At 49.5% G+C, this 23,975-nt stretch carries 29 protein-coding genes; 9 read left to right on the top strand and 20 right to left on the bottom strand.

What is annotated here, in order from left to right; translation table 11 throughout:
- From OEY64_08815 to OEY64_08805, 3 genes are all read right to left on the bottom strand, one after another.
- Window positions 1–556 (bottom strand): hypothetical protein (locus tag OEY64_08815; protein MDH5543048.1); only part of this gene is annotated, 556 nt, incomplete at its 3' end.
- Between the two features lie 112 nt (window positions 557–668).
- Window positions 669–1,634: an ABC transporter ATP-binding protein gene (locus OEY64_08810; protein MDH5543047.1), complete on the bottom strand. Its 966-nt coding sequence runs from the start codon at window positions 1,632–1,634 to the stop codon at window positions 669–671.
- A gap of 1 nt (window position 1,635) precedes the next feature.
- Window positions 1,636–2,568: a histone deacetylase gene (locus tag OEY64_08805; protein ID MDH5543046.1), complete on the bottom strand. Its 933-nt coding sequence runs from the start codon at window positions 2,566–2,568 to the stop codon at window positions 1,636–1,638.
- A gap of 185 nt (window positions 2,569–2,753) precedes the next feature.
- Between OEY64_08805 and OEY64_08800 the strand changes: the two genes are divergently transcribed.
- A complete protein-coding gene (locus OEY64_08800; protein ID MDH5543045.1) occupies window positions 2,754–2,921 on the top strand; it encodes a hypothetical protein in 168 nt (55 codons plus the stop codon).
- Window positions 2,922–2,958: 37 nt separating this feature from the next.
- Here the strand turns inward: OEY64_08800 and OEY64_08795 are convergent, their stop codons facing one another.
- The 5 genes from OEY64_08795 to def all read right to left on the bottom strand — a co-directional run bounded on the left by OEY64_08795 (window position 2,959) and on the right by def (window position 6,185).
- Window positions 2,959–3,555: a YceI family protein gene (locus OEY64_08795; protein ID MDH5543044.1), complete on the bottom strand. Its 597-nt coding sequence runs from the start codon at window positions 3,553–3,555 to the stop codon at window positions 2,959–2,961.
- 127 nt (window positions 3,556–3,682) lie between these two features.
- Entirely contained in the window at window positions 3,683–4,471 is a 789-nt protein-coding gene (gene ccsA / locus OEY64_08790) for a cytochrome c biogenesis protein CcsA (protein ID MDH5543043.1), read from the bottom strand.
- A 16-nt stretch (window positions 4,472–4,487) separates the two neighbouring features.
- Entirely contained in the window at window positions 4,488–5,120 is a 633-nt protein-coding gene (locus OEY64_08785; protein MDH5543042.1) for a bifunctional precorrin-2 dehydrogenase/sirohydrochlorin ferrochelatase, read from the bottom strand.
- On the bottom strand, window positions 5,120–5,575 hold the full coding sequence (gene nrdR, locus OEY64_08780; GenBank protein MDH5543041.1) for a transcriptional regulator NrdR: 456 nt from the start codon (window positions 5,573–5,575) through the stop codon (window positions 5,120–5,122). Before nrdR ends, OEY64_08785 begins: the two co-directional genes overlap by 1 nt.
- Window positions 5,576–5,687: 112 nt before the next feature.
- A complete protein-coding gene (gene def / locus OEY64_08775) occupies window positions 5,688–6,185 on the bottom strand; it encodes a peptide deformylase (GenBank protein ID MDH5543040.1) in 498 nt (165 codons plus the stop codon).
- A 236-nt stretch (window positions 6,186–6,421) separates the two neighbouring features.
- Between def and OEY64_08770 the strand changes: the two genes are divergently transcribed.
- Entirely contained in the window at window positions 6,422–8,188 is a 1,767-nt protein-coding gene (locus tag OEY64_08770) for a phosphoenolpyruvate carboxykinase (ATP) (protein ID MDH5543039.1), read from the top strand.
- A 60-nt stretch (window positions 8,189–8,248) separates the two neighbouring features.
- Here the strand turns inward: OEY64_08770 and OEY64_08765 are convergent, their stop codons facing one another.
- Genes OEY64_08765 through OEY64_08750 form a run of 4 tightly spaced genes read right to left on the bottom strand, consistent with a single transcriptional unit; the run spans window position 8,249 to window position 10,124 of the window.
- Window positions 8,249–9,022 carry a M23 family metallopeptidase gene (locus OEY64_08765; GenBank protein ID MDH5543038.1) on the bottom strand — a complete coding sequence of 258 codons (774 nt, stop codon included), beginning with the start codon at window positions 9,020–9,022 and terminating at the stop codon, window positions 8,249–8,251.
- Window positions 9,015–9,488: a TIGR00725 family protein gene (locus tag OEY64_08760; protein MDH5543037.1), complete on the bottom strand. Its 474-nt coding sequence runs from the start codon at window positions 9,486–9,488 to the stop codon at window positions 9,015–9,017. Before OEY64_08760 ends, OEY64_08765 begins: the two co-directional genes overlap by 8 nt.
- Complete coding sequence (locus tag OEY64_08755) at window positions 9,475–9,714, bottom strand: rubrerythrin (protein MDH5543036.1); 240 nt, start codon at window positions 9,712–9,714, stop codon at window positions 9,475–9,477. The genes OEY64_08760 and OEY64_08755 overlap by 14 nt, the downstream gene beginning before the upstream one ends.
- Window positions 9,715–9,728: 14 nt before the next feature.
- Window positions 9,729–10,124 carry a hypothetical protein gene (locus OEY64_08750; protein ID MDH5543035.1) on the bottom strand — a complete coding sequence of 132 codons (396 nt, stop codon included), beginning with the start codon at window positions 10,122–10,124 and terminating at the stop codon, window positions 9,729–9,731.
- A 253-nt stretch (window positions 10,125–10,377) separates the two neighbouring features.
- On the opposite strand from OEY64_08750, the gene OEY64_08745 reads away from it, so the two are divergent.
- The 3 genes from OEY64_08745 to OEY64_08735 all read left to right on the top strand — a co-directional run bounded on the left by OEY64_08745 (window position 10,378) and on the right by OEY64_08735 (window position 12,720).
- Window positions 10,378–10,773: a DUF1232 domain-containing protein gene (locus OEY64_08745; protein MDH5543034.1), complete on the top strand. Its 396-nt coding sequence runs from the start codon at window positions 10,378–10,380 to the stop codon at window positions 10,771–10,773.
- An 80-nt stretch (window positions 10,774–10,853) separates the two neighbouring features.
- Complete coding sequence (gene cobA / locus OEY64_08740) at window positions 10,854–12,380, top strand: uroporphyrinogen-III C-methyltransferase (protein MDH5543033.1); 1,527 nt, start codon at window positions 10,854–10,856, stop codon at window positions 12,378–12,380.
- Window positions 12,361–12,720, top strand: a complete 360-nt coding sequence (locus tag OEY64_08735) for a PilZ domain-containing protein (protein MDH5543032.1) — start codon at window positions 12,361–12,363, stop codon at window positions 12,718–12,720. The genes cobA and OEY64_08735 overlap by 20 nt, the downstream gene beginning before the upstream one ends.
- A 399-nt stretch (window positions 12,721–13,119) precedes the next feature.
- Here the strand turns inward: OEY64_08735 and OEY64_08730 are convergent, their stop codons facing one another.
- The 4 genes from OEY64_08730 to OEY64_08715 form a co-directional block, all read right to left on the bottom strand.
- Window positions 13,120–13,722 carry a hypothetical protein gene (locus OEY64_08730; protein ID MDH5543031.1) on the bottom strand — a complete coding sequence of 201 codons (603 nt, stop codon included), beginning with the start codon at window positions 13,720–13,722 and terminating at the stop codon, window positions 13,120–13,122.
- Window positions 13,723–13,909: 187 nt separating this feature from the next.
- Window positions 13,910–14,926, bottom strand: a complete 1,017-nt coding sequence (gene amrS, locus OEY64_08725; GenBank protein MDH5543030.1) for an AmmeMemoRadiSam system radical SAM enzyme — start codon at window positions 14,924–14,926, stop codon at window positions 13,910–13,912.
- Entirely contained in the window at window positions 14,923–15,429 is a 507-nt protein-coding gene (gene amrA, locus OEY64_08720; protein MDH5543029.1) for an AmmeMemoRadiSam system protein A, read from the bottom strand. The genes amrS and amrA overlap by 4 nt, the downstream gene beginning before the upstream one ends.
- Before the next feature lies 1 nt (window position 15,430).
- Window positions 15,431–16,450 carry a polyprenyl synthetase family protein gene (locus OEY64_08715; protein ID MDH5543028.1) on the bottom strand — a complete coding sequence of 340 codons (1,020 nt, stop codon included), beginning with the start codon at window positions 16,448–16,450 and terminating at the stop codon, window positions 15,431–15,433.
- 215 nt (window positions 16,451–16,665) lie between these two features.
- On the opposite strand from OEY64_08715, the gene rplU reads away from it, so the two are divergent.
- From rplU to OEY64_08695, 4 genes are all read left to right on the top strand, one after another.
- A complete protein-coding gene (gene rplU / locus OEY64_08710; GenBank protein MDH5543027.1) occupies window positions 16,666–16,962 on the top strand; it encodes a 50S ribosomal protein L21 in 297 nt (98 codons plus the stop codon).
- Window positions 16,963–16,977: 15 nt separating this feature from the next.
- Window positions 16,978–17,238: a 50S ribosomal protein L27 gene (gene rpmA / locus OEY64_08705; protein ID MDH5543026.1), complete on the top strand. Its 261-nt coding sequence runs from the start codon at window positions 16,978–16,980 to the stop codon at window positions 17,236–17,238.
- A gap of 203 nt (window positions 17,239–17,441) precedes the next feature.
- Complete coding sequence (gene thrC, locus OEY64_08700) at window positions 17,442–18,803, top strand: threonine synthase (GenBank protein MDH5543025.1); 1,362 nt, start codon at window positions 17,442–17,444, stop codon at window positions 18,801–18,803.
- A 7-nt stretch (window positions 18,804–18,810) separates the two neighbouring features.
- A complete protein-coding gene (locus tag OEY64_08695; protein ID MDH5543024.1) occupies window positions 18,811–21,279 on the top strand; it encodes a DUF3536 domain-containing protein in 2,469 nt (822 codons plus the stop codon).
- Here OEY64_08695 and lpxK read toward each other — a convergent pair.
- Genes lpxK through hisG form a run of 4 tightly spaced genes read right to left on the bottom strand, consistent with a single transcriptional unit; the run spans window position 21,261 to window position 23,833 of the window.
- Window positions 21,261–22,340: a tetraacyldisaccharide 4'-kinase gene (lpxK, locus tag OEY64_08690; protein ID MDH5543023.1), complete on the bottom strand. Its 1,080-nt coding sequence runs from the start codon at window positions 22,338–22,340 to the stop codon at window positions 21,261–21,263. The genes OEY64_08695 and lpxK overlap by 19 nt on opposite strands.
- Window positions 22,333–22,614, bottom strand: coding sequence for a hypothetical protein (locus OEY64_08685; GenBank protein ID MDH5543022.1), 282 nt, complete (start codon window positions 22,612–22,614; stop codon window positions 22,333–22,335). Before OEY64_08685 ends, lpxK begins: the two co-directional genes overlap by 8 nt.
- Window positions 22,595–23,176 carry an orotate phosphoribosyltransferase gene (pyrE, locus tag OEY64_08680; protein ID MDH5543021.1) on the bottom strand — a complete coding sequence of 194 codons (582 nt, stop codon included), beginning with the start codon at window positions 23,174–23,176 and terminating at the stop codon, window positions 22,595–22,597. The genes OEY64_08685 and pyrE overlap by 20 nt, the downstream gene beginning before the upstream one ends.
- 3 nt (window positions 23,177–23,179) lie before the next feature.
- The gene (hisG, locus tag OEY64_08675; GenBank protein ID MDH5543020.1) at window positions 23,180–23,833 is read right to left on the bottom strand and encodes an ATP phosphoribosyltransferase; all 654 of its coding nucleotides are present in this window, start codon (window positions 23,831–23,833) and stop codon (window positions 23,180–23,182) included.
- Between the last annotated feature and the right edge of the window lie 142 nt (window positions 23,834–23,975).

Genomic DNA, 23,975 nt, shown 5'->3' with positions numbered 1-23,975 from the left:
CGGTGTATTTTGCGAGATGATCCAGCAGTTCCTCCGCGTTTTTTTCAGGGAGCGTGTTGGGGGATATGAAACAGGCGTATCTAATGCCGAAATTTCCCAACTGTCTGAATATTTCGATCTGCTTGTCGGTGTTTACCGTACCGATAAAGACCGGTATCAGCCCGGAGAAGGTGGAGTTGGTCGTATATCCCTGGATGGCGCGGAGTAAACTTATCAGATTAGTGCCGGCCTCTTTCGGCCTGTACTGCAGAAGTGCCATGTGCCCCTTCTTGAGCCAGGTACCTATGGTTTTTGCCAGTTCGGCCTGTTCGTTCTTTGTGGGCGTGTGGCAGGTAAATCCCACATTGACAAACATTTCAGACGCCGCATCTGAAATATTTTTGTCGGCTATGCTGGCATAGATCACCGGATGGATCTTTATGAGCGGTTTCAGCTTTTTTTTATATTCTGATATCAGCTTCTGGTTATATGTTAGCTGTTGTGCGGGATCCGCATTTCCGTTTCTCATGCTACCTGTGCCTGCTATCTGGGACAATGTACCGCCTTCATGCCACATCCTTCATCCGAAAAAGTTTTCGGAGTCAGGATGTATTGTTATCAAATTGCTATATCTTTCGATTGTATCATGTCCCACTTATTACACGGAAAAAGGGGAGCGGGGAATTTTTCTATCGGTAGAGAAGGCAGGCGGTAGTGTGTCCGTCACTCGCCTTGTAAAACCCGGGGAGTGTGGTTTTACACTCGTCCATCACTTCCGGGCATCTTGGGTGGAAGAGGCATCCGCCTGGTTTGGAATCGAGAGCGGGGACGAGGCCTGGTATTTCAGTCAGCTTCTTTTCCGGCGTTCCGGTAATTGAAGGTATCGATTCCATCAGGCACTTTGTGTAAGGGTGCGACGGATTTTCGAATATCTCGGTCACCTTTCCGGTTTCCATGATTTTCCCGGCGTACATCACAACGATCCTTTGGGCGTGTTGCGCCACGACTCCGAGGTCGTGCGTAATAAGAATGATGGATGTGTTGAACTTTTCCTTAAGCTCATCCATCAGGAGGAGTATCTGCGCCTGAACGGTAACGTCAAGCGCGGTGGTCGGTTCATCGGCGATGAGGACGGCAGGGTCGAGCGCGAGCGCCATTGCTATCATCGCCCTTTGCCTCATCCCTCCGCTTAGCTGGTGTGGGTATTCATCCACCCTCTTGTCGGGATCGGGAATTCCTACCTGCCTTAGCATTTCTACCGCTTTCTCCTTTGCTTCGGATGATGAGAGGTTTCGGTGGATCCGGTAGACCTCCCCAATCTGGTCGCCGATAGTGAATACCGGATTGAGCGCGGTCATAGGCTCCTGGAATATCATCGCTATTCTGTCTCCCCTTATCTTTTGGAGTTCCTTCTGCGGGAGTTTCAGGAGATCCTTGCCGTCGAACATGATGCTCCCCCTGTATACTTCCGCCGGGGGTTCGGGCAGGAGACGGAGAATGGAGAGAGCGGTGACGGTTTTGCCGCAACCCGATTCCCCAACGATGCCCAGAGTTTCGTTTGCCTCAAGCGAAAAAGAGACGCCATCCACGGCGGTTCCAAATCCGTCGCGGGTATTGAAACGTATCTCAAGATCTTCGATGGAGAGAACCGCCATTTTATTCCAACCCCTTCATGAGTGTTTTTACATGTTCCGCAACCGTTGTGCCGAGCGTATCAAGATTGTACCCTCCTTCGAGGAAAGAAATCACCCGTCCTTCGGATGTTTTTTCAGCGACGTCTATTATCATTTTCGTCATCTCCTCAAAGCCGCTGTCGGTTACGTTCATGCCGCCTAGCGGGTCGCTTTCGTGAGCGTCGAATCCGGCAGAGACAAGTATCAGCTCTGGAGAAAATTCCTCCACCTTCCGCATCGCGGAATCGCGAAAGATGGAGAGGTAAACGTCATCCCCGGAGTATGACCGCAGGGGGTAGTTCACGTTTGTCCCTTCCGCTCCGTTCCCTCCGGTTTCCATCTCCCTCCCAGTTCCGGGGTATATCCCCCAGTGGTGCAGGGAAATGAAAAGTGTGTTCGGGTCGTTATAGAAGGAGTGTTGGGTGCCGTTGCCGTGATGGACATCGAAATCGATAATTGCTATCTTCCCGATCCCTCTTGCGCGGGCGTGCGAGGCGGCTATCGCTATATTATTGAAGAGACAAAACCCCATTGCCTTCTCCCTCTCGGCGTGGTGTCCGGGTGGACGAACGGCGCAGAAGGCGCGGCCTATCTTCGCCTCGATTATTTCATCAACGGCCTGGCATCCGGCACCGGCGGCCTTTACGGCGGAGGCGTAACTGAGCGGAGATATAAGCGTATCCATGTCGAGCATCATTCCGCCGGATTCGCACTGTCTCTTCACATGCGCGATCATGGATGTGGTATGTACGGCGGAAATTTCTTCCGTGAATGCGTCCCTGGGGGTCACCCAGTTTTTTTGAGGGATAATCTTTTCCACTTCCCGGTTTATCGCCTCCAGTCTGTGCATGTTCTCGGGGTGTTGTCCCGTGTCGTGCTTTAAAAACAGCGGCGAGGTGATATAGGCAAAACGCATTCGTCAATTATACAGCCATGGCGCGATGTTTTTCCTGTTTGGAAGTTGTTGAAAGCCGTTTTGACATATCCCATGTTGAAACATGGGAGTATGGGGAGTATATTCATTGTTGCCAGGAGGCGCTGTTATTTTTCGAAAAATGTCAGCAATAGTGCGCAATACGGTTTTAAAGGAGATTATACAGAATGCTATCATCGGTGATCATGAGATACTCTTCGTTCGCTCCCATGGCGGCAGAGCAAGACGAGGTATTGGTAAAGGTACTGCTAGCGGTACTGGCCATAATGACCGTAACGACCGTGGTCGTGGTAATAGCGGCAGTTAAAAAGATAAAGAACGAGAAGAGAAAATAAGAGCTCCGGCCTCTGTTACCGGAGCCTCTGGTATCGTCTATTTCTTTTTGATCCCCTCGACCTCGATGATCAGCGTGACTTTGTCACCGACAACGACGCCGCCTGTTTCAAGCACCTTGTTCCATGTGAGGCCGAATTCCTTTCGGTCGATCTCTCCGGTAGCCGAAAATCCTACGCGCTCGTTCCCCCACGGGTCCTTTACCGCTCCGATAAATTCCCCTTTCAGGGCGATGGTCTTTGTGATGCCTCGGATGGTGATGTCCCCTTTCCCCATGACCTCATTGTTTCCGTGCTTCATGAAGCTTTTCAGCTCGAAAGTTATATCAGGGAATTTTTTCACATCGAGAAATTCAGGGGTACGGAGGTGCTCATCCCTTTTCGCTTCGTTGGTGTCAATGCTTGCCGCGTCGATTTTCACAGAGGCGCTGGTGAGATCTATATTGTTGGGATCAAAAACAAAGGTTCCTTCAAAATTGTTGAACTGTCCGCGGACATTGGAAATGACCATGTGTCTCACCGAAAAGCCGATAGTTGTGTGCCCCTTGTCTATCGTATAGGTATTGGCCTGAACCATGCCGGGCAGAACCGCGAAAACGATTGAAAATGCAAAAAACAATCTCGAGATCCTGTTCACTTTATCCTCCTCAATATAATCGGTGTAAATCCATTTAGAAGCATTCCAGCGTTTTTGACTCGAAATAGGCGCTGAATATTTATGATACGCTTTGAAGCTCTATTATATTGTCTGTTGCCTGTTTTTCCTAAAAGTAGAGATGTATGCCGAGCGCCGCCATTGCTCCCGCAAACCCCACGAGGCCCATCAGGGCTATCTCGTGACCGCGCCATCCCAGGAGGCTTCTTCCGATCATTATGACAGCGTAGACTGCCCATATGATCAGGAGCGGGAGTATTCTTCCCGGCTTCGGGCCGAGTAGCGAACCGTACTTCGTTATCGTAAGCATGAAAGCCGAGCCCATTCCTACTGTTATAAGCGGAAATCCGAAGATGAGGCTTTTGTGAAACACCGTGTCGAGTGTTTGCAGGTCCGGCATTCTTTTAAAAATCCCAGAGAGATGATGGCTCTTCAACTGCCTCTCCTGCATGAGGTACATGATCGAGGCGGCAAATATGACGACAAACGACGATAGCGCCAGAAAGGAGAGCGTCAGGTGGAGCGTAAGCCAGTATTCATTGTTCGTAAGTTGCGAGTTGTCGCTCATCGGCAGAAGGAACGAATAGGCAAGAACGAGAAAACCTATCGGGGAGACGAATACGCCAAGCGCGGTTACGCGCGAGAAAAAGATGGCGACTATGAGCATCCCCATTATGGTCCATGAGAAAAACGATGCCTGCTCAAACGGAGTCGTATAGGGTCCGTGACCGGTCATCGAGGATATCTTGAACATCATCCCGGTGTGGAAGAGGAATCCCGCTACGATCATCGCCGTTGCGAGGTAGAAGAGGATCTGTCTCTTCACAGCGAGATGGAGAAAAAATTTCACCATCCCGAGGAAGTAGCAAAATGCGGCGAGGGCCATCAATATTTTCAAGAAATTCCTGCCTTGTTCATTCCGTTATTGTCTGTTCAATAACCTCTTCAGGATCGGGGTGTTCACCAGCCCTTAGCCTGTCGAGAAGATTTGAATTTGCTATGGCGCTAAGCGTTTTCATTCTTTTATTCAGGTCGGGTTCTATATCCTTGTAGAGATCCCTTACCTTCCCCATTATCTCCAGCATTTCGCCGTATTCCGGGCCGAACTTTTTCTGCAGTTCCTTGCGGATCCTTTTGGAGAACGCCGGTGATTTGCCGGAAGTGGATATCGCTATCAGCAGGTCGCCGCTCTCCACGATGGACGGAACAATGAATGTGCAGAGGTGCGGAACATCCACTACGTTTACGGGGATCCCCCTTTTCGTTGCACAGTCGTATACCGCCCGGTTTACCGTTTCGTTGTCGGTAGCCGCAATAGCTAGAACCGCGTTGTCGGCGTGTTCGGCGCGAAACTCTTCCTTCAGGTGTTTTACGTCTCCGCTATTAATGAGAGGCGCGAGCGATTCGTCTATTTCCGGCGCGACTGCGACAACTTTCGCGCCGCACGAAACGAGCATTTCGATCTTGCGCGCCGCCACGTCTCCTCCACCTACCACAAGGCAGGTGCGTTCTTTCAGGTTCATCATCATCGGGTAGAATTTCGGCATTATTTATCCTTCAGCAAATTTTTCAGTTCGTCCATAAATTCGTTCACATCGCGAAAAGAGCGGTATACCGACGCAAACCTTACATAGGCTACCTGATCCATGCTCTTCAGCTCTTCCATGATCTTTTCACCGACTACGGAAGAGGATATCTCCTTGTCGCCGCACTCGCGCGCGAATTTCTCCAGCCTGTCGAGCAACGCTTCCTTTTCGGCAACCGATACGGCAAGTTTTTGAAAAGCCTTATCGATACCTCTCCGTATTTTATCCCGATTGAACTCCTCTCGCCTACCGTCCTTTTTAATGACCGCCGGAAGGATCTCTTCAATACGTTCATGGGTCGTGAACCTCTCCTCGCATTGAATGCACTCTCTGCGTCTGCGTATCGTGTCCCCTTCCTTGCTCAGCCTGGAATCTACGACTTTTGTGTCGGGATGCTGGCATGCCGGGCACTTCATCTATGAGGATCTTCCAACTCTGTTTCGCATAATGGCTAATGCTAGCATAAAAATGGGGGCGGTTTTGGCGGTTTTGAAATCCAAATATCCCTATTAAGTGTGTAATGCCGATTTAAACTGCTGTTGAAAGGTAATTTTTTACGGTTTCTTCCCTTTTTGGTCCCGGCAGGAGATCCCAGATCAGCCTCCCTTCAAGGTGGTCAATTTCATGCATCATCCCTCGCGCAAGGTAGCCGGTGAACCGGGCTGAAAAGGGGAAACCTGTTATCAATTGCCCCTTTATTTCAACACTCTCCGGCCTCTCGATCTCAAGCCACAACCCCGGGAGTGAAAAGCACCCTTCAATGTCCGAAACGCTCCCTTCGGTTTTGATGATTTCGGGATTGGCAAGGAGCATACGTCCTGTTTTTCCGGTTTCGCTCTCCGGATGGGCGATTGCCACCAGGCGGAGCGGCTCCCCCAGCTGAACCGCGCTGAGGCCTATCCCACCACTTATATCCAGATGTTTGAGCAACTTATCCCCAAGGAGGGCCAGGTTTTTATCGAATTTCTCAACGGTTTTGGATTTTTGAAGCAATATCTTGTCCGGGTATCGGATAATTTGTGTCATCTCCACGAATATTACAGCCTATGTTCCGCTCCATCAAGTTCACTCCTTGTCCTTCCTCTCCTGTAGGCAGAAAAGTGCGTAAAAAAAACGAGAAATCAGGATATTGGATATAGTCTCGTACCCCTCTTTTTGATAGACTGTGCGCAGCGTAATCCATAAAGTTATTTATGTAGTAATAGCAATTATTTTTGCTGAAGTCAGCATATTTACCGGCATACCGCGAGGAGGTTTTTATTATGAGCACAATACCGACAAAGGTAGATGAAAACGGGAAATTGAATATTGGAAGCGTTCTGGAGGCTTCGGCTGTACAGCTTTTCAGCTCGCCGAATACCCGAAGGGGGGGTATCAACATCGCTTATGAGCTTGCTTGTTTGCAGCCAAACGTAATTAAGACGGATGTTCTGATGTCCGATGTCGCTGGGGTAGGTCTGTTCGAGACAAACAACAAGGTGCTTGTAAGCATAACGGGCAAGGATACGGGTCGTTCTCCGTGGGCCAGGCATGTTGTCGACAAATCAAGCGCTTCCGAGGTGGATGAAATAGGCAAACTGATAAAGAACGTGGTTCGCGAACTCCTCCCTGTTCCGAAGGTGGAGGTGAAATGTTTTTTTGGCCGAAGCAAGAATGCGATGGGTGAATGTGAATTCATGGTTACCCAGAAATACGCAAAGCACGCCCTCGACTTCATCATGAATTTTGTTCCGTCAACGGATGAAACAAGAAGTTTGTATAAAAAGAGCAAGCCGCTTGGGTTCAAGAACATAAAGGTCATCTCGCATCCCGACTGGGTGAATCCCGACTGGGAGGCGTGGCATAACAGGGTAAACCCGCACGACAGGCGCGAACACAAGGAAGATCCGGAGCCGCCGCGCATTAAAATGATATTCGATGTGGAAAACAACGTGGCGTTCCTTCTTGGCAACTACTACTTCGGTGAATGTAAAAAAGCGGCTCTCTCGCTGATATGGAGCTCCTTTCTCAATAACGGGCTTGGAATGCCGATACACGGTTCAAGCAAGTCGCTGGTAATGCCGGACAGCAGCAAGAAGGTGTTTATTACCATCGGCCTTTCAGGTTCGGGCAAGTCTTCGCTCGGCAACGCGTATCACGATGAGTTTATCAAGGACGGCACGCTCAAGGATGTAGAGCTTGGCAACGATGATGCCATTATCGTGCAGGCGGATGTAAACGAGACTTCGGGGCTTGAAGCGGGGCTCTACAACAAGACGGACGCATACGATCCCGGCTCATTCTGGGAGAAAACCGTGCAGTCCGCGGAGAACGCCCTGGTGTTGTTCGACGAATCTGGAAGCAGGAAACCTTATTACATGGACGTTTACACGAAGAACGGAAGATGTATTTCGGCGAGGCATTTCCTCCCCGGCGCGAATCCGAACGAGCTTGATACTCCGGCGCCGAACTTTATCTGTACTATCCAGAAGGACAACACATGGGGACCGGTAACGCTTATCGAGGACCCGCTCCTTCAGGCCGCGTTGTACATTACCCTTTCCACAAAAAGCACCGCGGCTGAAAATATTTCCCTTGAGGAGATAGGCAAGCTGAAGATATCCCCTGGCGCCAACCCCTTCGGCATATGGAAGCGCAATACCGAATGTGAGATGTTCTTTGAAACCGTTAAAAAACACAAAGTATCCGGGTTCCTTCTGAATACAGGGGGATTTTTCATCTCCGAAGTGGATGAAAAGGCCGGGAAAGAGATAGACATATCGAAGGATCTGTCGATTATTCTCTACCCGCTTATCGCGGCCAATAAAATTGAATGGGTTGATTGGAACATGATGCCGGGTACGAAGGTGCCGGCTCCAGGCTCCATGGAGAAATTCTTTCCAGGTTATGACAAAATCTACAAAGTCGATGAGAAAAATCTCGATACCTACCGGATGATCTTCAAGGCTCGCATGCTGAATCGCATCGATTGGATGGAGAAGAATGGGATCGACGAGAAGTTCATAAAGGTATTAAGGAAAGCGCAGTAACAGGGGAAGAGCGACTGGGGTTTCTGCAGGGACAAATTCCTTTTTGCATCCGTGGGCCATTTACTTTCCGAGTTTTGGCAGGTAGGCGAGAGGATCGTAGGCAACCCGGTTTACCCTCACTTCGAAGTGAACATGTTCGCCGGTGGCCCTTCCGGTCTTTCCTACCGTCGCGATCACATCCCCTTTTTTGACCTTCTGATCTTTTCTTGCAATATTTTTATCGTTGTGTGAGTAGACGGTGAAGATATTTTCGCTATGTTTAACGAGAACGGTGAGTCCGTAACCTGTCGGTCCCCAGCCGCTGAACAGCACGATGCCGTCGGCGGCGGCGTATATTTTAGTTCCTCTCGGCGCCGCTATATCGATCCCGTCATGTTTGCCCGATTTCCGTACACCGAAGTTGGAAGTTATCTTCGGATTTTTCACGGGCCAGGCAAGACGGATATCTATGTTTGGTGCTTTGGTTGGGGGGACATATTTTCCCCCTTTTTTGTCAGCAGTTTTTTTTCTGCCGCTTTTCCATTTTTTGCTACCTTTTTGCGGTACGGGTTTGTCTGATTTATATTGCTCATTGAAGGAGTTGCTCGGAATGTAGAGGCGTTGTCCTACGATTATTTTGTTCGATTTAAGCCCGTTTCTTTTCTTGAGGGCATCAAGCTCCACGTCATATTTTTTGGATATCTTTGAGAGAGAATCCCCCCTGTTTACTATATAGACCCGATGCCTTGTGGCATCCCTTTTTGCCAGCTTGTCCCGTTTCAGATTTGGATCGTAGGCGCATCCTGATATTAGGAAAATAGAGATGAGTGATAGGGAAATTAGGGTTTTACGCAAGGTGATCCTTGAGAATGGAGATTGCTTCTTCAGGCGTGCTGGCGGGGAGCACACCCTTTATGTCAAAATTGATTGAAAGCCCTACGACAGGTTTCCCCATTTTCAGCCCAAGCGCAATTTCTGAAAGGGTTCCGTATTCTCCGCCGATAGCGATTATTCCGTTTGCTGAAGAGGCGACTATGGCGTTTCTTGCATGCCCCAGTCCGGTAGGAATTGGAAGTTTAATGTATTCGTTGGCGTCGTCGTGCGCGTATCCTGGAAGTATCCCTACCGTCTGGCCTCCGGCATCAAATGCCCCTTTCGAAACATGTTCCATAACGCCTCCCAGCCCTCCGCAGATAAGCGTCCATCCCTCCTTTGCGATTCTGAACCCGGTGTCATATGCTATGTCTGCCGTTCCCTTGTCGGCGGCAGACGCGCCGATTACGGCGACAGATATTCTCCTCTTCGCCCTAGCTGGGATCATCCTCTCCGAAAATCTTCAAACCAAGACGTTTCTTGGTCTCTCTGTAAAAATCCCTTAATACCTTTTCGTGTTTTTTTTCTTCATCCGCAAGTTTAATGAACATTTTCTTTACTTCCGGCCGTACGGCGATCTCTGCTCCGCGTCGATAGAGTTTTTCAGCGTCGATTTCACGTTTCATGGCTGTTTCAAGTATCTTCAGTATCTCTTTTTCAGCGTCACCACCCATGATTTTCCTCAGATTTAACTTTTGTTATTTTCCACAAAAATCTTGTCGCAGCCGGGGCAGATAAGGAGATATTTCCGCACCGCGAAGAGGCCGGCAAGCGCAACAACGCTTAACAGGATTTCAGTGGAGCTGTAGGCGCTTATCAGCATTTTTCTCGCAACGACGAACAGGACAATTTCAATGAGAAATTCGATCTTTCTGTGCACGAGGAGCCCGGCAAGTTCAAGGCCGACAACAAGAAGAAGGATATCGCTCAGGATACCTTCCATCATCTCCCTGAACTGTTTGAAGTTTAAGATTTCGCCATACCAGGGGATGGAAAATGCCAAGGTGACCAGACCCCAGATGACAACGATTACCATAAAAATAGCAAGGCCGAACTCTATTATCCTCAGACCCGGGACTTGCATTTTCTGAAAAATATTTCTCATTTTATCCTCTGGTTCGTTATTTTGATTCATGGCAACTAGGATAAGTGATGCTTTTGAAACAAGTCAACCTGTGTATGAAATTCAGGCCGTCAATTCTGTTCATCAAGCGGTACTTCGCATAAAAAGTATTCCTTTTATTTGTCATATTTTCCAATATCTGCTAACAATATAAGTCCAAAGGGTGTAATTCCCTAAAACTAAAATTTTGCCGGGAGCATGGGGAAATCCAGCAATGACAAAAGAGCCATGGTTTTTCGAGAGGTTCGTATCCCGCGCGAACGACATGGTTGGCGACAGCGAAGGTCTTTCATCCGTGTTGGACAGGGCGAAGGAGAAAGCGGAAAGGAACAGGAGCGCGTTTGGCGCGGCACTGGATACCCTGTTTGCCTTCATTCGGCTAATCAGGGCGTGGGTAAAGGGGGAGTATCGTGATGTCTCTACAAAAACTATCGTGCTCCTCGTGGCGGCGGTCATATATTTCCTTAACCCACTCGACGCCATACCAGATTTTTTACCTTTAATAGGATTTGGGGACGACGTTGTGTTCATTTTCTATGTTCTTGGCAATATAAAGGAAGAGCTTGAGAAGTTCCTTGAGTGGGAGAGGTCACAAAAGAGCCAGGATTGAATCCTTCTACGCGCCAAAAAAAACTTCGACCTTTATTTGGAAATGGTAAGCGTGTTTATGGTAGTCTTCTCTCTTAAATTATGAATGGAAAAGTATATTTAATTGGCGCCGGACCGGGCGATCCCGGCCTTATGACGATGCGAGGGATGGAGCTTATCCGCACTTGCGACGTGATAGTCTACGATTACCTCGCTAATATCCGCTTCCTTGATTTCGTAAAAAAGGGTGCAGAGATAATATATGTTGGGAAAAAGGGGGGGGATCACACGCTCCCGCAGGAAAAGATAAACGACCTCCTTGTGCGGAAGGCCAAGGAAGGGAAGTCGATAGCCCGTCTAAAAGGGGGGGATCCGTATGTTTTTGGCCGCGGAGGGGAAGAGGCCGAAGAGCTGGTTGAGGCGGGGATAGGATTTGAAGTAGTTCCCGGTGTCACCGCCGGAGTGGCCGCATCGGCCTATGCCGGTATTCCGATAACTCACCGTTCCTGCACTTCGTCACTTGCTTTCATTACGGGGCACGAAGATCCGACAAAGGATGAAAGCGCGATCGACTGGGCGAAGATATCGACCGGTATTGGAACATTGGTATTTTACATGGGGGTTAAAAACCTCCCGTACATTGTCGATAAACTTGTTTCAAACGGGCGAAGTCCCGAAACGCCTGTCGCTCTTGTTCGATGGGGGACGACCGCGAAACATCAGACCTGGACCGGGACACTGAAAAATATAGTTGAGGTGGCTGAAAAGGGGAATGTGAAGCCTCCGTCACTTATCATTGTCGGTGAGGTTGTTTCCCTGAGGCCGAAACTGGGGTGGTTCGAGAACAGGCCGCTTTTCGGCAAGACCATAATCGTCACACGGGCGCGCGCACAGGCAAGCGATTTCCTTCACAAGCTACAGGAGATGGGCGCGGCAACGATTGAGTTCCCGACCATTGAAACGGCGGATCCCGAAGACTGGTCGCCTCTCGACAAGGCGCTGGGGGAGGCAAGGAAATATGATTGGATGATCTTCACGTCAGTTAACGGCGTTGCGTATCTTCTGAAAAGGCTCAAGGAGACGGGGCGCGATATCCGCGACCTCGCGGGGCCGAAGATATGCGCCATTGGAAAGAGCACGGGCGAGGCGGTTGAAGCGCTCGGGATACGGGTCGACTTGGTGCCCGATGAATACCGCGCGGAGGGGATTCTCGAATCGATCGGCGATGTAAAGGGGAAGAAGATACTGATACCCCGTGCCGAAGAGGCGAGAGAGGTACTCCCCGATACGCTAAGGGAGAAAGGAGCCGAAGTGAATGTTGTAACGGCGTACAGGACCCATAGACCGGACGCCAGGAAAGACGAGTTATTCGAGGCGATAAAGAATGGGGATGCGGATATGGTCACTTTTACATCCTCTTCGACAGTTTCAAATTTCGTCAGCATGTTCTCCGATACCGAAATCGAAGAGATCAGGAAAAAACTGCGTGTGGCCTCAATAGGGCCAATTACCACTACCACAGCAAAGAAGTTTGGGTTTAAAATAGATGTAGAACCGGCGGAATACACTATGGATGCCCTTACCAAGAAAATTGTGGAGTTCTATTCCAATGCGGGAAAAAACGGATAACCTAAATAAAGAGAAACGCCACTACGGCAGAGTTCATTTCCTTACCGACCTTGTTTTGACCTTCGGCGGCAAATCGCATCGTTATGACGAAACATGGGACATCTCCATGGAAGGTGTTTTTGTTATATCCGATCTCCGGCCCCCTGTGGGAACTGAAGGGACATTCAGCTTCAATCTTGCCTTTGGTGATTCACCGGAGGTGAATATCAACGGGAAATTCAAGGTTGTCAACTGGCAGGAACGGGAATCAAACCCGGGTTTCGGTATAAATTTCACAGATGTTGATTCCGATTCTTCGCTGGAGCTTTACAAGGTCATAAGATACAACACACCGGATTGACCCGGTCAGCTTCAGCCGTGACAGTGCGATGGTCTGGAGATTCTCCCCACTTCCTCTCTCTGGAGTTGCGCTTTTTTAGCGTCCTCGTCAGAGAGCCGGAAGTAGAGTGATACGGGTAAAAGGAAGGGGAGTAAGGCCCTTCTTTGTTTTTTCCCTTCTAAAAGGGAGCGGTATACAGGAGGCGCCTAAGCGGATTCGGAGTTTCCTCCGGATCCGCATTAGGCGATGAACACTGAGGTTTTACGCGGGTACGGCCTACACGCAACAAAACCAGTTCACTTACTATCCTCTGTACATATAACTTATCGAAAATCCGAAAAATTTACTAAAGGGCTTTTTTTAAAAAAAGAGGTGTCGGGCCGATGGGTTGTTTGAGCGGATTTTTAGGGGATTTTTGAGCTATTCCTCAGCTTCGTCTGAATGTTTCCCTCTCAGTATCTCCCTCTGCCTCTTGAAGATATAGCTGATAAGAAGCTCACGGTCGTCAACATTCAGAGCCTCGAACCGTAAATTGCAGGTCTTTCTCCCCTTTGGTACTGCAGGGTCTGTTCTCGCGTCAGACACTTTCCCCACGATATCTATCGTGAATGGGGGGTATGCGGGGGGTGATAGCCGGATATGAAGATAGTCTCCTTCGTCAGCATCGCATTTCAGCACGGCTCCCATTTTTGAAATGCCGGAAATAATTCCCTTCATGGAACCGCCCAAGGCGCTCTCCTTCTCTCCGATATGGCGTATCAGCGAATCAAGCTTCTGATCGATCGCAAGCCACATTTTTCTTATAGGTTCCGGGATATCCTGAAAATCACGGAATTTGGAGAGGTCGGAGGGGTACTCCTCGGTGGGAGGGGGGAGAGCCAGCCTGTCGCTGGTTCTGTGGCTTTGGACACTCTGGATAGTGTCCTCCCTTTCTTCCCCTTTCAGAACGCGGTAGTCCACAGGGAAGGCTACTTCCACCGTTATCCCGGCTGGCGGAAGTTCAAGATTTTCTTCATTAACCATTTCTTAATTGTAATACACCACGCGCCAGGAGTTGACAGATTTACTTAATGGTGTTTTCGGGAGGGCGATTTTTCCTCGCCTTATAAATCCCCATATCTTTTCATAAAGCGATATTGCATCGCCAAGCTAAGAGCTTGGTGGGGATAGTCTCTTGGGCGGTTACCCCTTCGAAAAAAGAGTAGCGTCCTTATTCCGAAATTATTTTCGTATCATTTCCGCACTTGAGGCATTTGCCTTTCTTCAGATTAACCTTTGTCGCCGAATAATCCCTCTCGATAACCACGCTCCTGCAATGCGGACAGAAAGTATTGCCATCCGGATCATGAACGTTGCCGATGAACACGTACTTAAGATATTTTTCGGCTATCGTTCTCGCCTTGAAAAGCGTTTCCACCGGAGTAGGAGGTATGTTCATCCTGTACATGGGGCGATATCTGGAAAAGTGCAGCGGTATGAAAGGGTCAAGCCCGGCCAGGAACTTTGAAAGTTTTACAAAGTCGTCTTCGGAGTCATTCAACCCTGGAATTACAAGATTGGTGATTTCGAGATGCACTTTCTTTGCTTCCGCGGTAAGCCGTACGTTGTTCAGTACAGGCTCCAGTTTCCCTTTGCAGATTTTCCGATAGAAGGAAGGGTCCATCGATTTTATGTCTATGTTCAGAGCGTCGATAAGCGGGAGGATCTTGATAAACGGTTCTTCTTCAAGGTGTGCGTTCGTCACGAGCACATTTTTCAGGCCGGCTCCTCTCACTATAGGGGCGGTGTCGATTATGAACTCGTACCACATCAGCGGTTCGGTATATGTGTAGGCCACTCCTACGCTCCCTTCCGATTTCGCGACATGGGCAACCTCTTCAGGGGAGATGAATCTAGTGGGGGCTTTCAGTTGTGAAGTCTGGAAATTCTGGCAGAAACTGCAATCGAGGTTGCAGGAGTTTGGCCCCAGTGAAAGTATTTTCGTGCCTGGATAGAAATGATAGAGAGGTTTTTTTTCTATCGGATCCATCGCCAGCGAGGTGGTGAGACCGTAGGAGATGGCGAACAATCTTCCGCCGATATTTTTTTTCGCTTTGCATATTCCGGTTTTTCCGTCGGGAAGGATGCATTTGAAGGGGCAGAGGAAGCAGACTACGCGGCCGGGCCGTTTCTCATCCCCTCTCCAGAAAAGAGCCTCCTTTTGGGCATTCAGGTTCTTGCCTGTCATCTATACCTGGTGACGGTGAATCTTTGCAGGGTAACAGCTTCGTTTGGATGGATCCCCGCCTTTCGTTTGCAGATTTGCAGTTGGTGTTCAGGCCTGTCTATCCCTTCCAGGTTCGGCAGAAGAAGGCCCCTTTTCAATCCGGATGAAACGATAAGTCCGTATTTTACCGGGTCTAGATCTTCCATGCCGTTTATAGGTTCGGGCGCGGAGAGAACGTCCACGGAAATATTGATCCTTTCAAGCTCATCCTCTCTCACCGGGTCGAAACGCGGGTCGCGGGTTGCGGCGGCGATCGCGTTCGCGATAATTTCTTCCGCCAGTGTTGGCCTGGTCGGAAGAATTGTGCCGATGCATCCCCTCAGCTCCCCCTCTTCCTTGATGGAGACGAAAATCCCTGCCGGTTTTTCAAATTCGGCGGGCAACGGTGAAGGGGGGGATGTCTGCGTATTGGTCAGCACCTTTTCCCTGATTGCCTCCGACGCCAGTTCGACGTACGGGTGCATTTCAGGTCTTCCGGGTGACTATATATTCAGCGAGACCCTTTAAGGCGTCGAGGAACTGTCCCGCCGGGAAAACATCAAGAGAAGCTACAGCTTTCTCGGAGTAGCTCTCGGCCATTGTTGTTGCGTATTCAATGCCGTCATGTTTTTTCACAATTTCCATTACTTGGGAAATATTTTTAACGGCAAGCGCTTCGTCCTTGATCGATTCCATAAGGAACTTTTTTTCCTGCTTTGACCCCTTTGCGAAGGCGGCGATGACCGGAAGGGTGACGTGTCCCTCAATAAAATCATGACCGGCAGGCTTTCCGAGCGTCTTTTCGTCCGAAGTGAAATCGAGAATATCGTCAACAAGCTGGAAAGCTATGCCGATGTTTTTTCCGTATTCCGAAAGGGCATTCAGACGCTGTTCGTCCGCGCCGCCGATAATACCCCCGGTTTGGCAACAGGCGGTGATGAGAGCCCCTGTTTTGCTGAATATCAGCTCGATATATTTTTCTTCCGTCATCTCTATGTCGGCGCTGTGAACCAGCTCCAATATCTGCCCTTCGGCGAGGAGCCTCGTGGCCTCGCTTACTATCTCGATCACACCCGGCGGGCTATGTTTTGCCATAAGGGAGAATGTTTTCGCGAATAGAAAATCCCCCACCAGGACGGGGTACTGGTTGCCCCATTTGGCGTTCGCGCTTGATACTCCTCGGCGGAGATCCGCGGTGTCCACCACGTCGTCATGGAGGAGCGATGCCGCGTGAATGTATTCCATTATCGTTGAATGAATAATGTCTTTGTCGTTCTCCTTGCCGGTGAATCCGCACAGTCTGGCTGAAGCGAGAAGGAGCATCGGGCGCAATCTTTTCCCCCCTCCGCTCACGAGGTATTCGCTGATAAGGGGTATCATGGCTACCGAAGACTGGAAATTTTCGCTTATGGAGGTCTCCACAGCGGCCAGCTCTTTTTTCAGGATATCCTGAATATCAGCCGGGGTTATTATCCCGGAGATGGCGGCATTTTCGCGAACGTGCAAAATGATGTTTCTCCTCTCAAATTCCTGTCCCCCATGATCCTGATGCCATTATCCAAGCCGTAATTTTTCATGTCAAGGTACGTTTGCCCCCATTATAGCTGAAAGTAGCGGTCATTTGCGCCAAACCCCTTTTTTTTCAGTTTTTTATGCAGAAATGTTGACAAGGTGACAATAAACATGCAGAATATCTTCTTTTCAGAAATGACGGAGGAAAAATGTTTGCAGTAATCAGAACCGGTGGAAAACAGTACCGGGTTAGTGAGACGGATCATGTTGAGATAGATCTCCTTAAGGGGAAAGAAGGGGATACGGTTGAATTCAACGACGTTATAATCGGATCCGACAGCAAGACAGTTACGGTCGGCGGTAAGGTTCAGGGCAAGATCCTTTCCCATGTAATGGGGGCAAAGATCTATATTCAGAAGCATAGAAGGCGAAAACACAGCCGGAAAAAGACCGGACATCGCCAGAAACATACGGTAGTCGAGATTACCTCGATAAAGACTGCTTAAAAGAAGGATAGGGATATGGCTCATAAAAAAGGTCAGGGAAGTACATCCAACGGCAGGGATAGCGCCGGGCGAAGGCTTGGCGTAAAATGCTACGGCGGAGCAGCCGTAAGGGCTGGAAACATAATAGTGCGCCAGAGGGGGACGAAGTTTTTCCCTGGTCAAAATGTCGGGATGGGGAACGACCACACGCTCTTCGCCAAGGCTGACGGCATCGTGGAATTCAAGATGAAGGGGCACGAAAGAAAGTATGTTCATGTCCATCCGGTAACTGATTAAGCTGCCGGAAAGCGCCTGATATCCGCCGTTATGATCTCAGGTTTTCGTATTTCATTCGGCGGACTTTTCATAAAACGGGTTAATCCGATTTCATAGTGATAATTGCCCCCTCGGCATGCAAAACCGGGGTGTTTCAAATACTGTCGCGCGGGAAGGATAATAAAGTTTGTTTTTTATGAACTTGTTAATTTAGAATCCAGACCATGGGACAAACAGAGATATCCAAGAACGACACTTATAACGCCTGGTTTGAGTGTATTGGCGGCTGCGAAGGGAAGTATTCCCTAAAAGAGATAATCTATACCTGCCCGACCTGTGGTTCTCTTCTTCAGGTAAACCACGACATCAAAAAACTGGCTGAAAAAAGCGCCAGCGAATGGAAATCCCTTCTTGAAGGGAGGGTACACTCAAACGTATGGCCATTCGGCTCCGGCGTCTGGGGGAAGAAGGAGCTTGTCTGCCCGATAGTGGACGATTCCAATATCGTCTCGATGTATGAAGGATTGTCCAACCTTTTCTGGGCCGACAGGCTGGGTGAACAGATAGGCATCAGGGACCTATGGATAAAGCTTTGTGGCAATTCGCATACAGGGTCGTTCAAGGACCTTGGAATGACGGTCCTCGTATCGGTAGTAAAACAGATGATCTCCGAGGGGAAGAATATCAAGGCGGTTGCCTGCGCTTCCACGGGGGACACTTCCGCCGCCCTTGCCGCCTATTGCGCCGCAGGCGGGATCCAAAGCATCGTTTTCCTGCCGAAGAATAAGGTTTCCATGGAACAGCTCATTCAGCCGATCGCGAACGATGCGCTGGTAATATCGCTCAACACCGATTTTGACGGATGCATGAAGGTCGTGAAGGAGATCACGATGAACAACGAGATTTATCTCGCGAACTCGATGAACTCGCTGAGAATTGAAGGGCAAAAAACGGTCGCGCTCGAGATGGTGCAGCAGTTTGACTGGGAGGTACCCGACATAGTCATCATTCCGGGAGGAAATCTAGGGAACGTTTCCGCGCTAGGGAAGGGATTCCTGATGATGGAGAGGCTCGGCATAATTGCCAAGAGGCCGAGGATAGTGGTTGCCCAGGCGGAAAAGGCGAACCCTCTCTACCTGGCCTACAAGAACGGGTTCAAGGATTTTCACCCCGTAAAGGCGAAATCCACTCTGGCTTCCGCCATTCAGATAGGGGATCCAGTCAGCATTCAGAAGGCGATAAATATCCTAAAGGAATTTGACGGTATCGTGGAGCAGGCAAGCGAGAGCGAACTTGTCGAGGCGAGCGTGATGGCGGATAAAACAGGGATGTACACATGCCCGCATACAGGCGTGGCGCTTGCGGCTCTCCTGAAACTCAAAGAAAGAGGGGAGATTGGGAAGAACAGCAAGGTGGTTGTGATATCCACGGCTCACGGACTGAAGTTTTCCGATTTCAAGCTGAAATACCATAAATCATCTCTTGAAGGGATCAAGAGCAGGTATCCAAACAAGCTGGAAGAATTGGACCCTGATATAGACAAGATAAGGAAGGTTCTGGACAAACGCTTGGAAAAAAATATTTAGGCTGGAGTTGCCACTGTCTTTAAAGTACGTCTGCATTCATGCCCATCTTTATCAGCCGCCGCGCGAAAATCCGTGGCTCGGCGAAGTAGAGCGGGAAAAATCCGCCGCCCCGTATCACGACTGGAACCAGAGAATCACCCGCGAGTGCTACTACGCGAATACGGCGTCAAGGGTGCTGCGCCGGGAACGTATATCCGAGATAGTCAACAACTATGAAAAGATAAGTTTCAATTTTGGGCCGACGCTCTTCTCATGGCTGGAAAGGCAGGAGCCGGATGTTTACAGGAAGATAGTCGAATCTGACGCAACAAGCGCTAAGCAACATTCGGGGCACGGCAACGCCATTGCGCAGGTATACAATCATTCGATAATGCCGCTCAACTCTCCGCGCGACAAGGAGACGCAGATACTTTGGGGGATAAGGGATTTTGAATATCGTTTTGGGCGCAAACCCGAGGGGATATGGTTTGCCGAAACCGCTGTGGACAGCGAAAGCCTCTCAATCGCCGCTAGGCACGGGATAAAATTCACTCTGCTCGCCCCTTCACAGGCGGGAAAAATAAGGAGGCTGGACAGGAACCGGACCGCGGGAACGGTCGCTCCCGATAACGACGAGGATGGGTGGCAAGGTTTCAGTGACGGTGTTGATACCGCCAGGCCATATATCTTCCGGCCCGACGAAGAGAGCGAAATAGCGATCTTCTTCTATCATGGCGCCCTGTCGCATTCTGTCGCCTTCAACAGCGCACTCGCAGACGGTATTAATTTCGGCAATTCAATTTTGAACGCTTTCAGCGCGGACGGGAAAGGTGGCGATGAGGCACGGATCGTCAGCATCGGCACAGATGGAGAAAGTTATGGGCATCATCACCGCTTTGGCGAGATGGCGCTTTCCTCCGCGATAAAAACTATTGAAGCGACCGGCGATGTGAAGGTATGCAATTTCGGCGAGTTTCTTGAAAAGCATCCCCCCGCATGGGAGGTAAAAATCGTCGAGAACAGCTCATGGAGCTGTGCGCACGGCGTGGAAAGATGGCGGTCGGATTGCGGCTGTACGACAGGGTCCGAGCCAGGGTGGAACCAGAAGTGGCGCGGGCCAATGCGGGAAGCCGTTGAATATTTAAAGAACAAACTGGATGCGATCTTTGAGGCCAAGGGGAGCAATTATTTCAAAGCACCCTGGGAGGCGAGAAACGATTATGTGGGGATGATCCTTGAAAGGGAAGGGAGAGCTGGGGACAAGTTTTTTGAGAAGCACTCCGCTAAACCGCTGAATGACGCTGAAGTCACCCTGGCGTTGAAGCTTTTGGAAATGCAGTCAGCCGCCATGAAGATGTTTACCTCCTGCGGATGGTTTTTTGCCGATATTTGCGGCCTTGAGGCGATGCAGGTATTGAAATATTCGGCCAAGGCTATAGACTTGGCAAAAGAGTTCATGGAAGAGGATATTGAAAGCCGCTTTGTGGAGACGCTTGCAAGGGCGAAAAGCAACTTTGCATCTGAAGGGAGCGGCGCCGATATCTATCTGGCGAGAATAAAACCGCTCTCAACCGACCCGATGAGGGTAGCCGCGCAGGGGATAATAATAAATTCGCTAAAGAATGAGGAATTCCGCCTGAAGAGGCTCTACCGGTTTAATCTTTCCATCATTGAAGCTGACAGGCGGGAAATAAAGGAGAAGGTCCTCACCGTCGGGCGCCTATTGATGGAAGAGATGGTCACCCGCGAGAAAAGGGAATTTCAGTTCGCCGTGCTGAATCTTGGAAAACATGATTTTAAATGCTATCTGAAGCCAAATTCTGATTCTGATGATTACACGCGAACAAAGGAAGATCTTGTTCAGGGATTTCAAACACGCTCCATCTCCGCGTTTCAAAAAACGATCAACTCGAAGTTTCCTTCCGAAAGTTTTTCATTCGCCTCCCTTTTTGAAAAGGAGAGGAACTCGGTTATGGAGATGCTTACGTTCGACGTAAAGGAGCAGATCGGGAATTCGTATGACAATCTTTTCAATAAGCACAAAAAGTTCATGGAGTCGTTCATTGAGCGGGATACAGCGGTGCCGGAGGAGATACTGGTTGCCGCAAAGTATGTTTTTGAAAAACGTCTGAACGGGCTTTTTGCCGATATAGAGAGTCTCGAAGACTATGATAAGCTCGTAGCAATTTTTAACGAAGCCAAAAAATGGGGCGTAAGGCTCGGCTATGGGGCATTGCGGGAAAATGTATTAAGGTTCCTCACCACGCATCTGAAGAAACTCTGTTTTGATGGCGAGTGTAAATGCCCCATAATGCAGATCTCAAAAATAGTGGTTTTGTTGAAGGAGCATGAAGTTTTTCTCGATGATTGGGAGATTGGAAATCTGCTCTATCCTCATTTCCTTGCGGCAAAGGATCCTCAACACAAGTTCAATGCTGTCATCAGTCAGTGCGAGGAAATTTTGGAACTTATGCGGTTTTATAATTTCGACGTCTGAAAAAGCTTCTCTACAAGGGGGAGGAAAGCATTCTCTCTTCTCAATGACAATTCGATCGTCAGTCTGAAGAATTTACTTCTGTATTCCGCCGGGATCCTCACGAAATCCTTCTCGGTGGTAATGATGATGTTTTTCCCGGAATTCTCCAGGACGAATTCCATATCTTCTTTTGTAAATTTGTAATGGTCGGAAAAAGCGAAATGGTCCTTTATCTCGGCCTTCAATCCTTTCACGGTCTCTTCAAATTGGCCGGGAGACGCTATGCCGCTGAGAAGGTAGACCGTTTTCCCGGCGAGGAATTCTTCAGCGTTCACCATTTCATCGGAACCGGAAACTATGTCGCCAGGTTTGAAATCGGCAAGGTGGATGCTCTCTTCGGGGATGAACGGCCTTATGAAATTCTCGATCTTCCTGATTGCGAATTTATCGACCATATTGGCCCTTGTGATAACAACCGCGTCGGCCCTGCGGATCGACGCCGCCGGCTCCCGCATAGGTCCGGCAGGGAGGAGCTTCCCGTTGCCGAAAGGGTTGACGGCGTCAATGAGAAGTATATTCAGGTCGCGACCGGCGGAGATGTGGGAAAATGCGTCGTCCAGTATCACCGCGTCGGTTTTAAATGCGTCCCGCGCATGTTTTATCCCGGAAGTTCTTTTCGGGGAACATATGACAGGGGCACTCTTTAACGTCTGCGCGCATAAAAGAGCTTCATCGGCAGCTTCGGGATAATCATCGAGAAGGGTTTTTCCGTCTGATACCACTTGCACGGGGGAGGTTGATCTCCTTCCGTAACCCCTGCTGACTATGGCGCAACTTATGTTGAGCTTTTCCAGTCGTCTCGCGAGCCAGATTGTGAACGGTGTTTTTCCGGTACCCCCGACGGTAAGGTTACCGATGCTTATGATCTTTATCCCGTCTACTTTCTCCTGTCTCCTGAGGCCGATGATATATAAAAAGAGCCTCAGGATATAGAGCCCTTCATACAGGAAAGAGAGCGGAACCAGAATGAAGGGGGAGATACCAGATTCCCACGGTTTATTCGTTCTAAGATTCTCAAACATTTTTTTCGATGTTTTCCAGGCGTGCGCGAATCGCGGGATGGATGAAGATGTTATCAAGGTTCCTGGTTTTCAGGAACTGCATGATCACGCTGACCCTTTCGTGTGCGGAAAAGCGTTTGTCGAGTATCAGTTTACGGCCGCTTTTCAATTCGCAGTATCCGCTGTGGATGCTCAGTTCATCGTCGACAAGGTTGCGGAGTTCGACCGTGACGCCGAGTTTTTCCAGTACGAGTTTAAGCTCTTCATAAAGTATGTCATCTTTTTCCAGTTTCATTTTTAACCCTGAATTGGTGAAAGATATCCTCTTTCGTGAAAAGCGCTTCCACGGGGATGGACTCCGCTTCTATCGCTTCCCTGCCCCCTTCGCCCCTGTCGACCAGGGCTATAACACAAGCTATGACAAGTCCGAATTCGCGTGCCGCTTTCACAGCCGTTATTGCGGATCCTCCGGTTGTGATCACGTCTTCGATAATGACAACCTTTTCACCAGGGTGCATATCCCCCTCGATAGGGAGTTTGGTCCCATGCTCCTTTGCCTGCTTTCTTACCACGAACGCCTTTACAGGTTTTCCCCTCCTGAAGCTCTCTCCCGCGGCCGCCACGGCGATCGGATCGGCGCCGAGGGTCAAGCCCCCTATCGCGTCGGGTGAATATTTTTCGGCCAGGTCGCAAACCGCTTCGCCTATCAGGTTTATCCCTTCAGGGTCGTAAGCGGTCTTTTTGCAGTTTACATAGTAAGAGCTCATCTTCCCGGAGGCGAGCCGGAACGTAGGCTCCTCGCTGTACATGAAGGACTTGTCGGCGAGTATCTCCAGCAGTCTTTTTCTGTTGCCCACGGTCTAATCCTCGATAGGGTTCTTCTTAAGCGAATCTTCGATCTTTTTAGTCAACCCGCTTATGAGCTCATGCTTGGTCTTTAGTGAGGCGCGGTTGACTATCAGCCTCGCGCTTACGTCCATGATAGTTTCCACTTCCACAAGGCCGTTTGCCTTCAGAGTGCTGCCGGTCGATACCAGGTCGATTACACGCTCTGAAAGGCCGACTAACGGGGCTATTTCAATAGAGCCGTAGAGCTTGATTATCTCGACATGAATACCGCGTTCCAGGAAATATTTGGAAGTGAGGTTAGTAAACTTTGTCGCGATGCGGATATTTGTCCATCTTGATGGGTCGTCCTTCTCCTTTAGCTCCTTTGGTTCCGCGAGCACAAGGCGGCACTTGCCGTATCCGAGATCAAGAAGTTCGTATATGTTTCTCTCCTGCTCTTCGAGCTGGTCCTTCCCGGATATCCCGATATCTGCCGCGCCGTTCTCCACATATACCGGGATGTCGGTATCGCGCACGATTATCCCGGAGACCCCTGTTTTTTCATCCTTGAATATCAGTTTCCTGTCGTCGGCGAGCGATGCGGAAAGATCGATCCCCACACGCTTGAATATCTCGATGGTCGGCTTAAGGTTTCTCCCTTTCGGTATGGCGACGGTCAGATTCATTTTTTCCATGGTTCAGGAGAATCTATCACCTGTTACAGGTACAGGCAACAGTTTAGCGACACGCGGAGAATTAAGGGACTCCCTTGCGAGGCGATTATTTATGGATGAACAGGGGTGATGATCGGTGATATCATGGGCAAGC

It is taken from the genome of Nitrospinota bacterium (assembly GCA_029881495.1).
Lineage (GTDB): Bacteria > Nitrospinota_A > UBA7883 > JACRGQ01 > JACRGQ01 > JAOUMJ01.
This window is presented reverse-complemented; position numbering and strand designations above follow the sequence as displayed.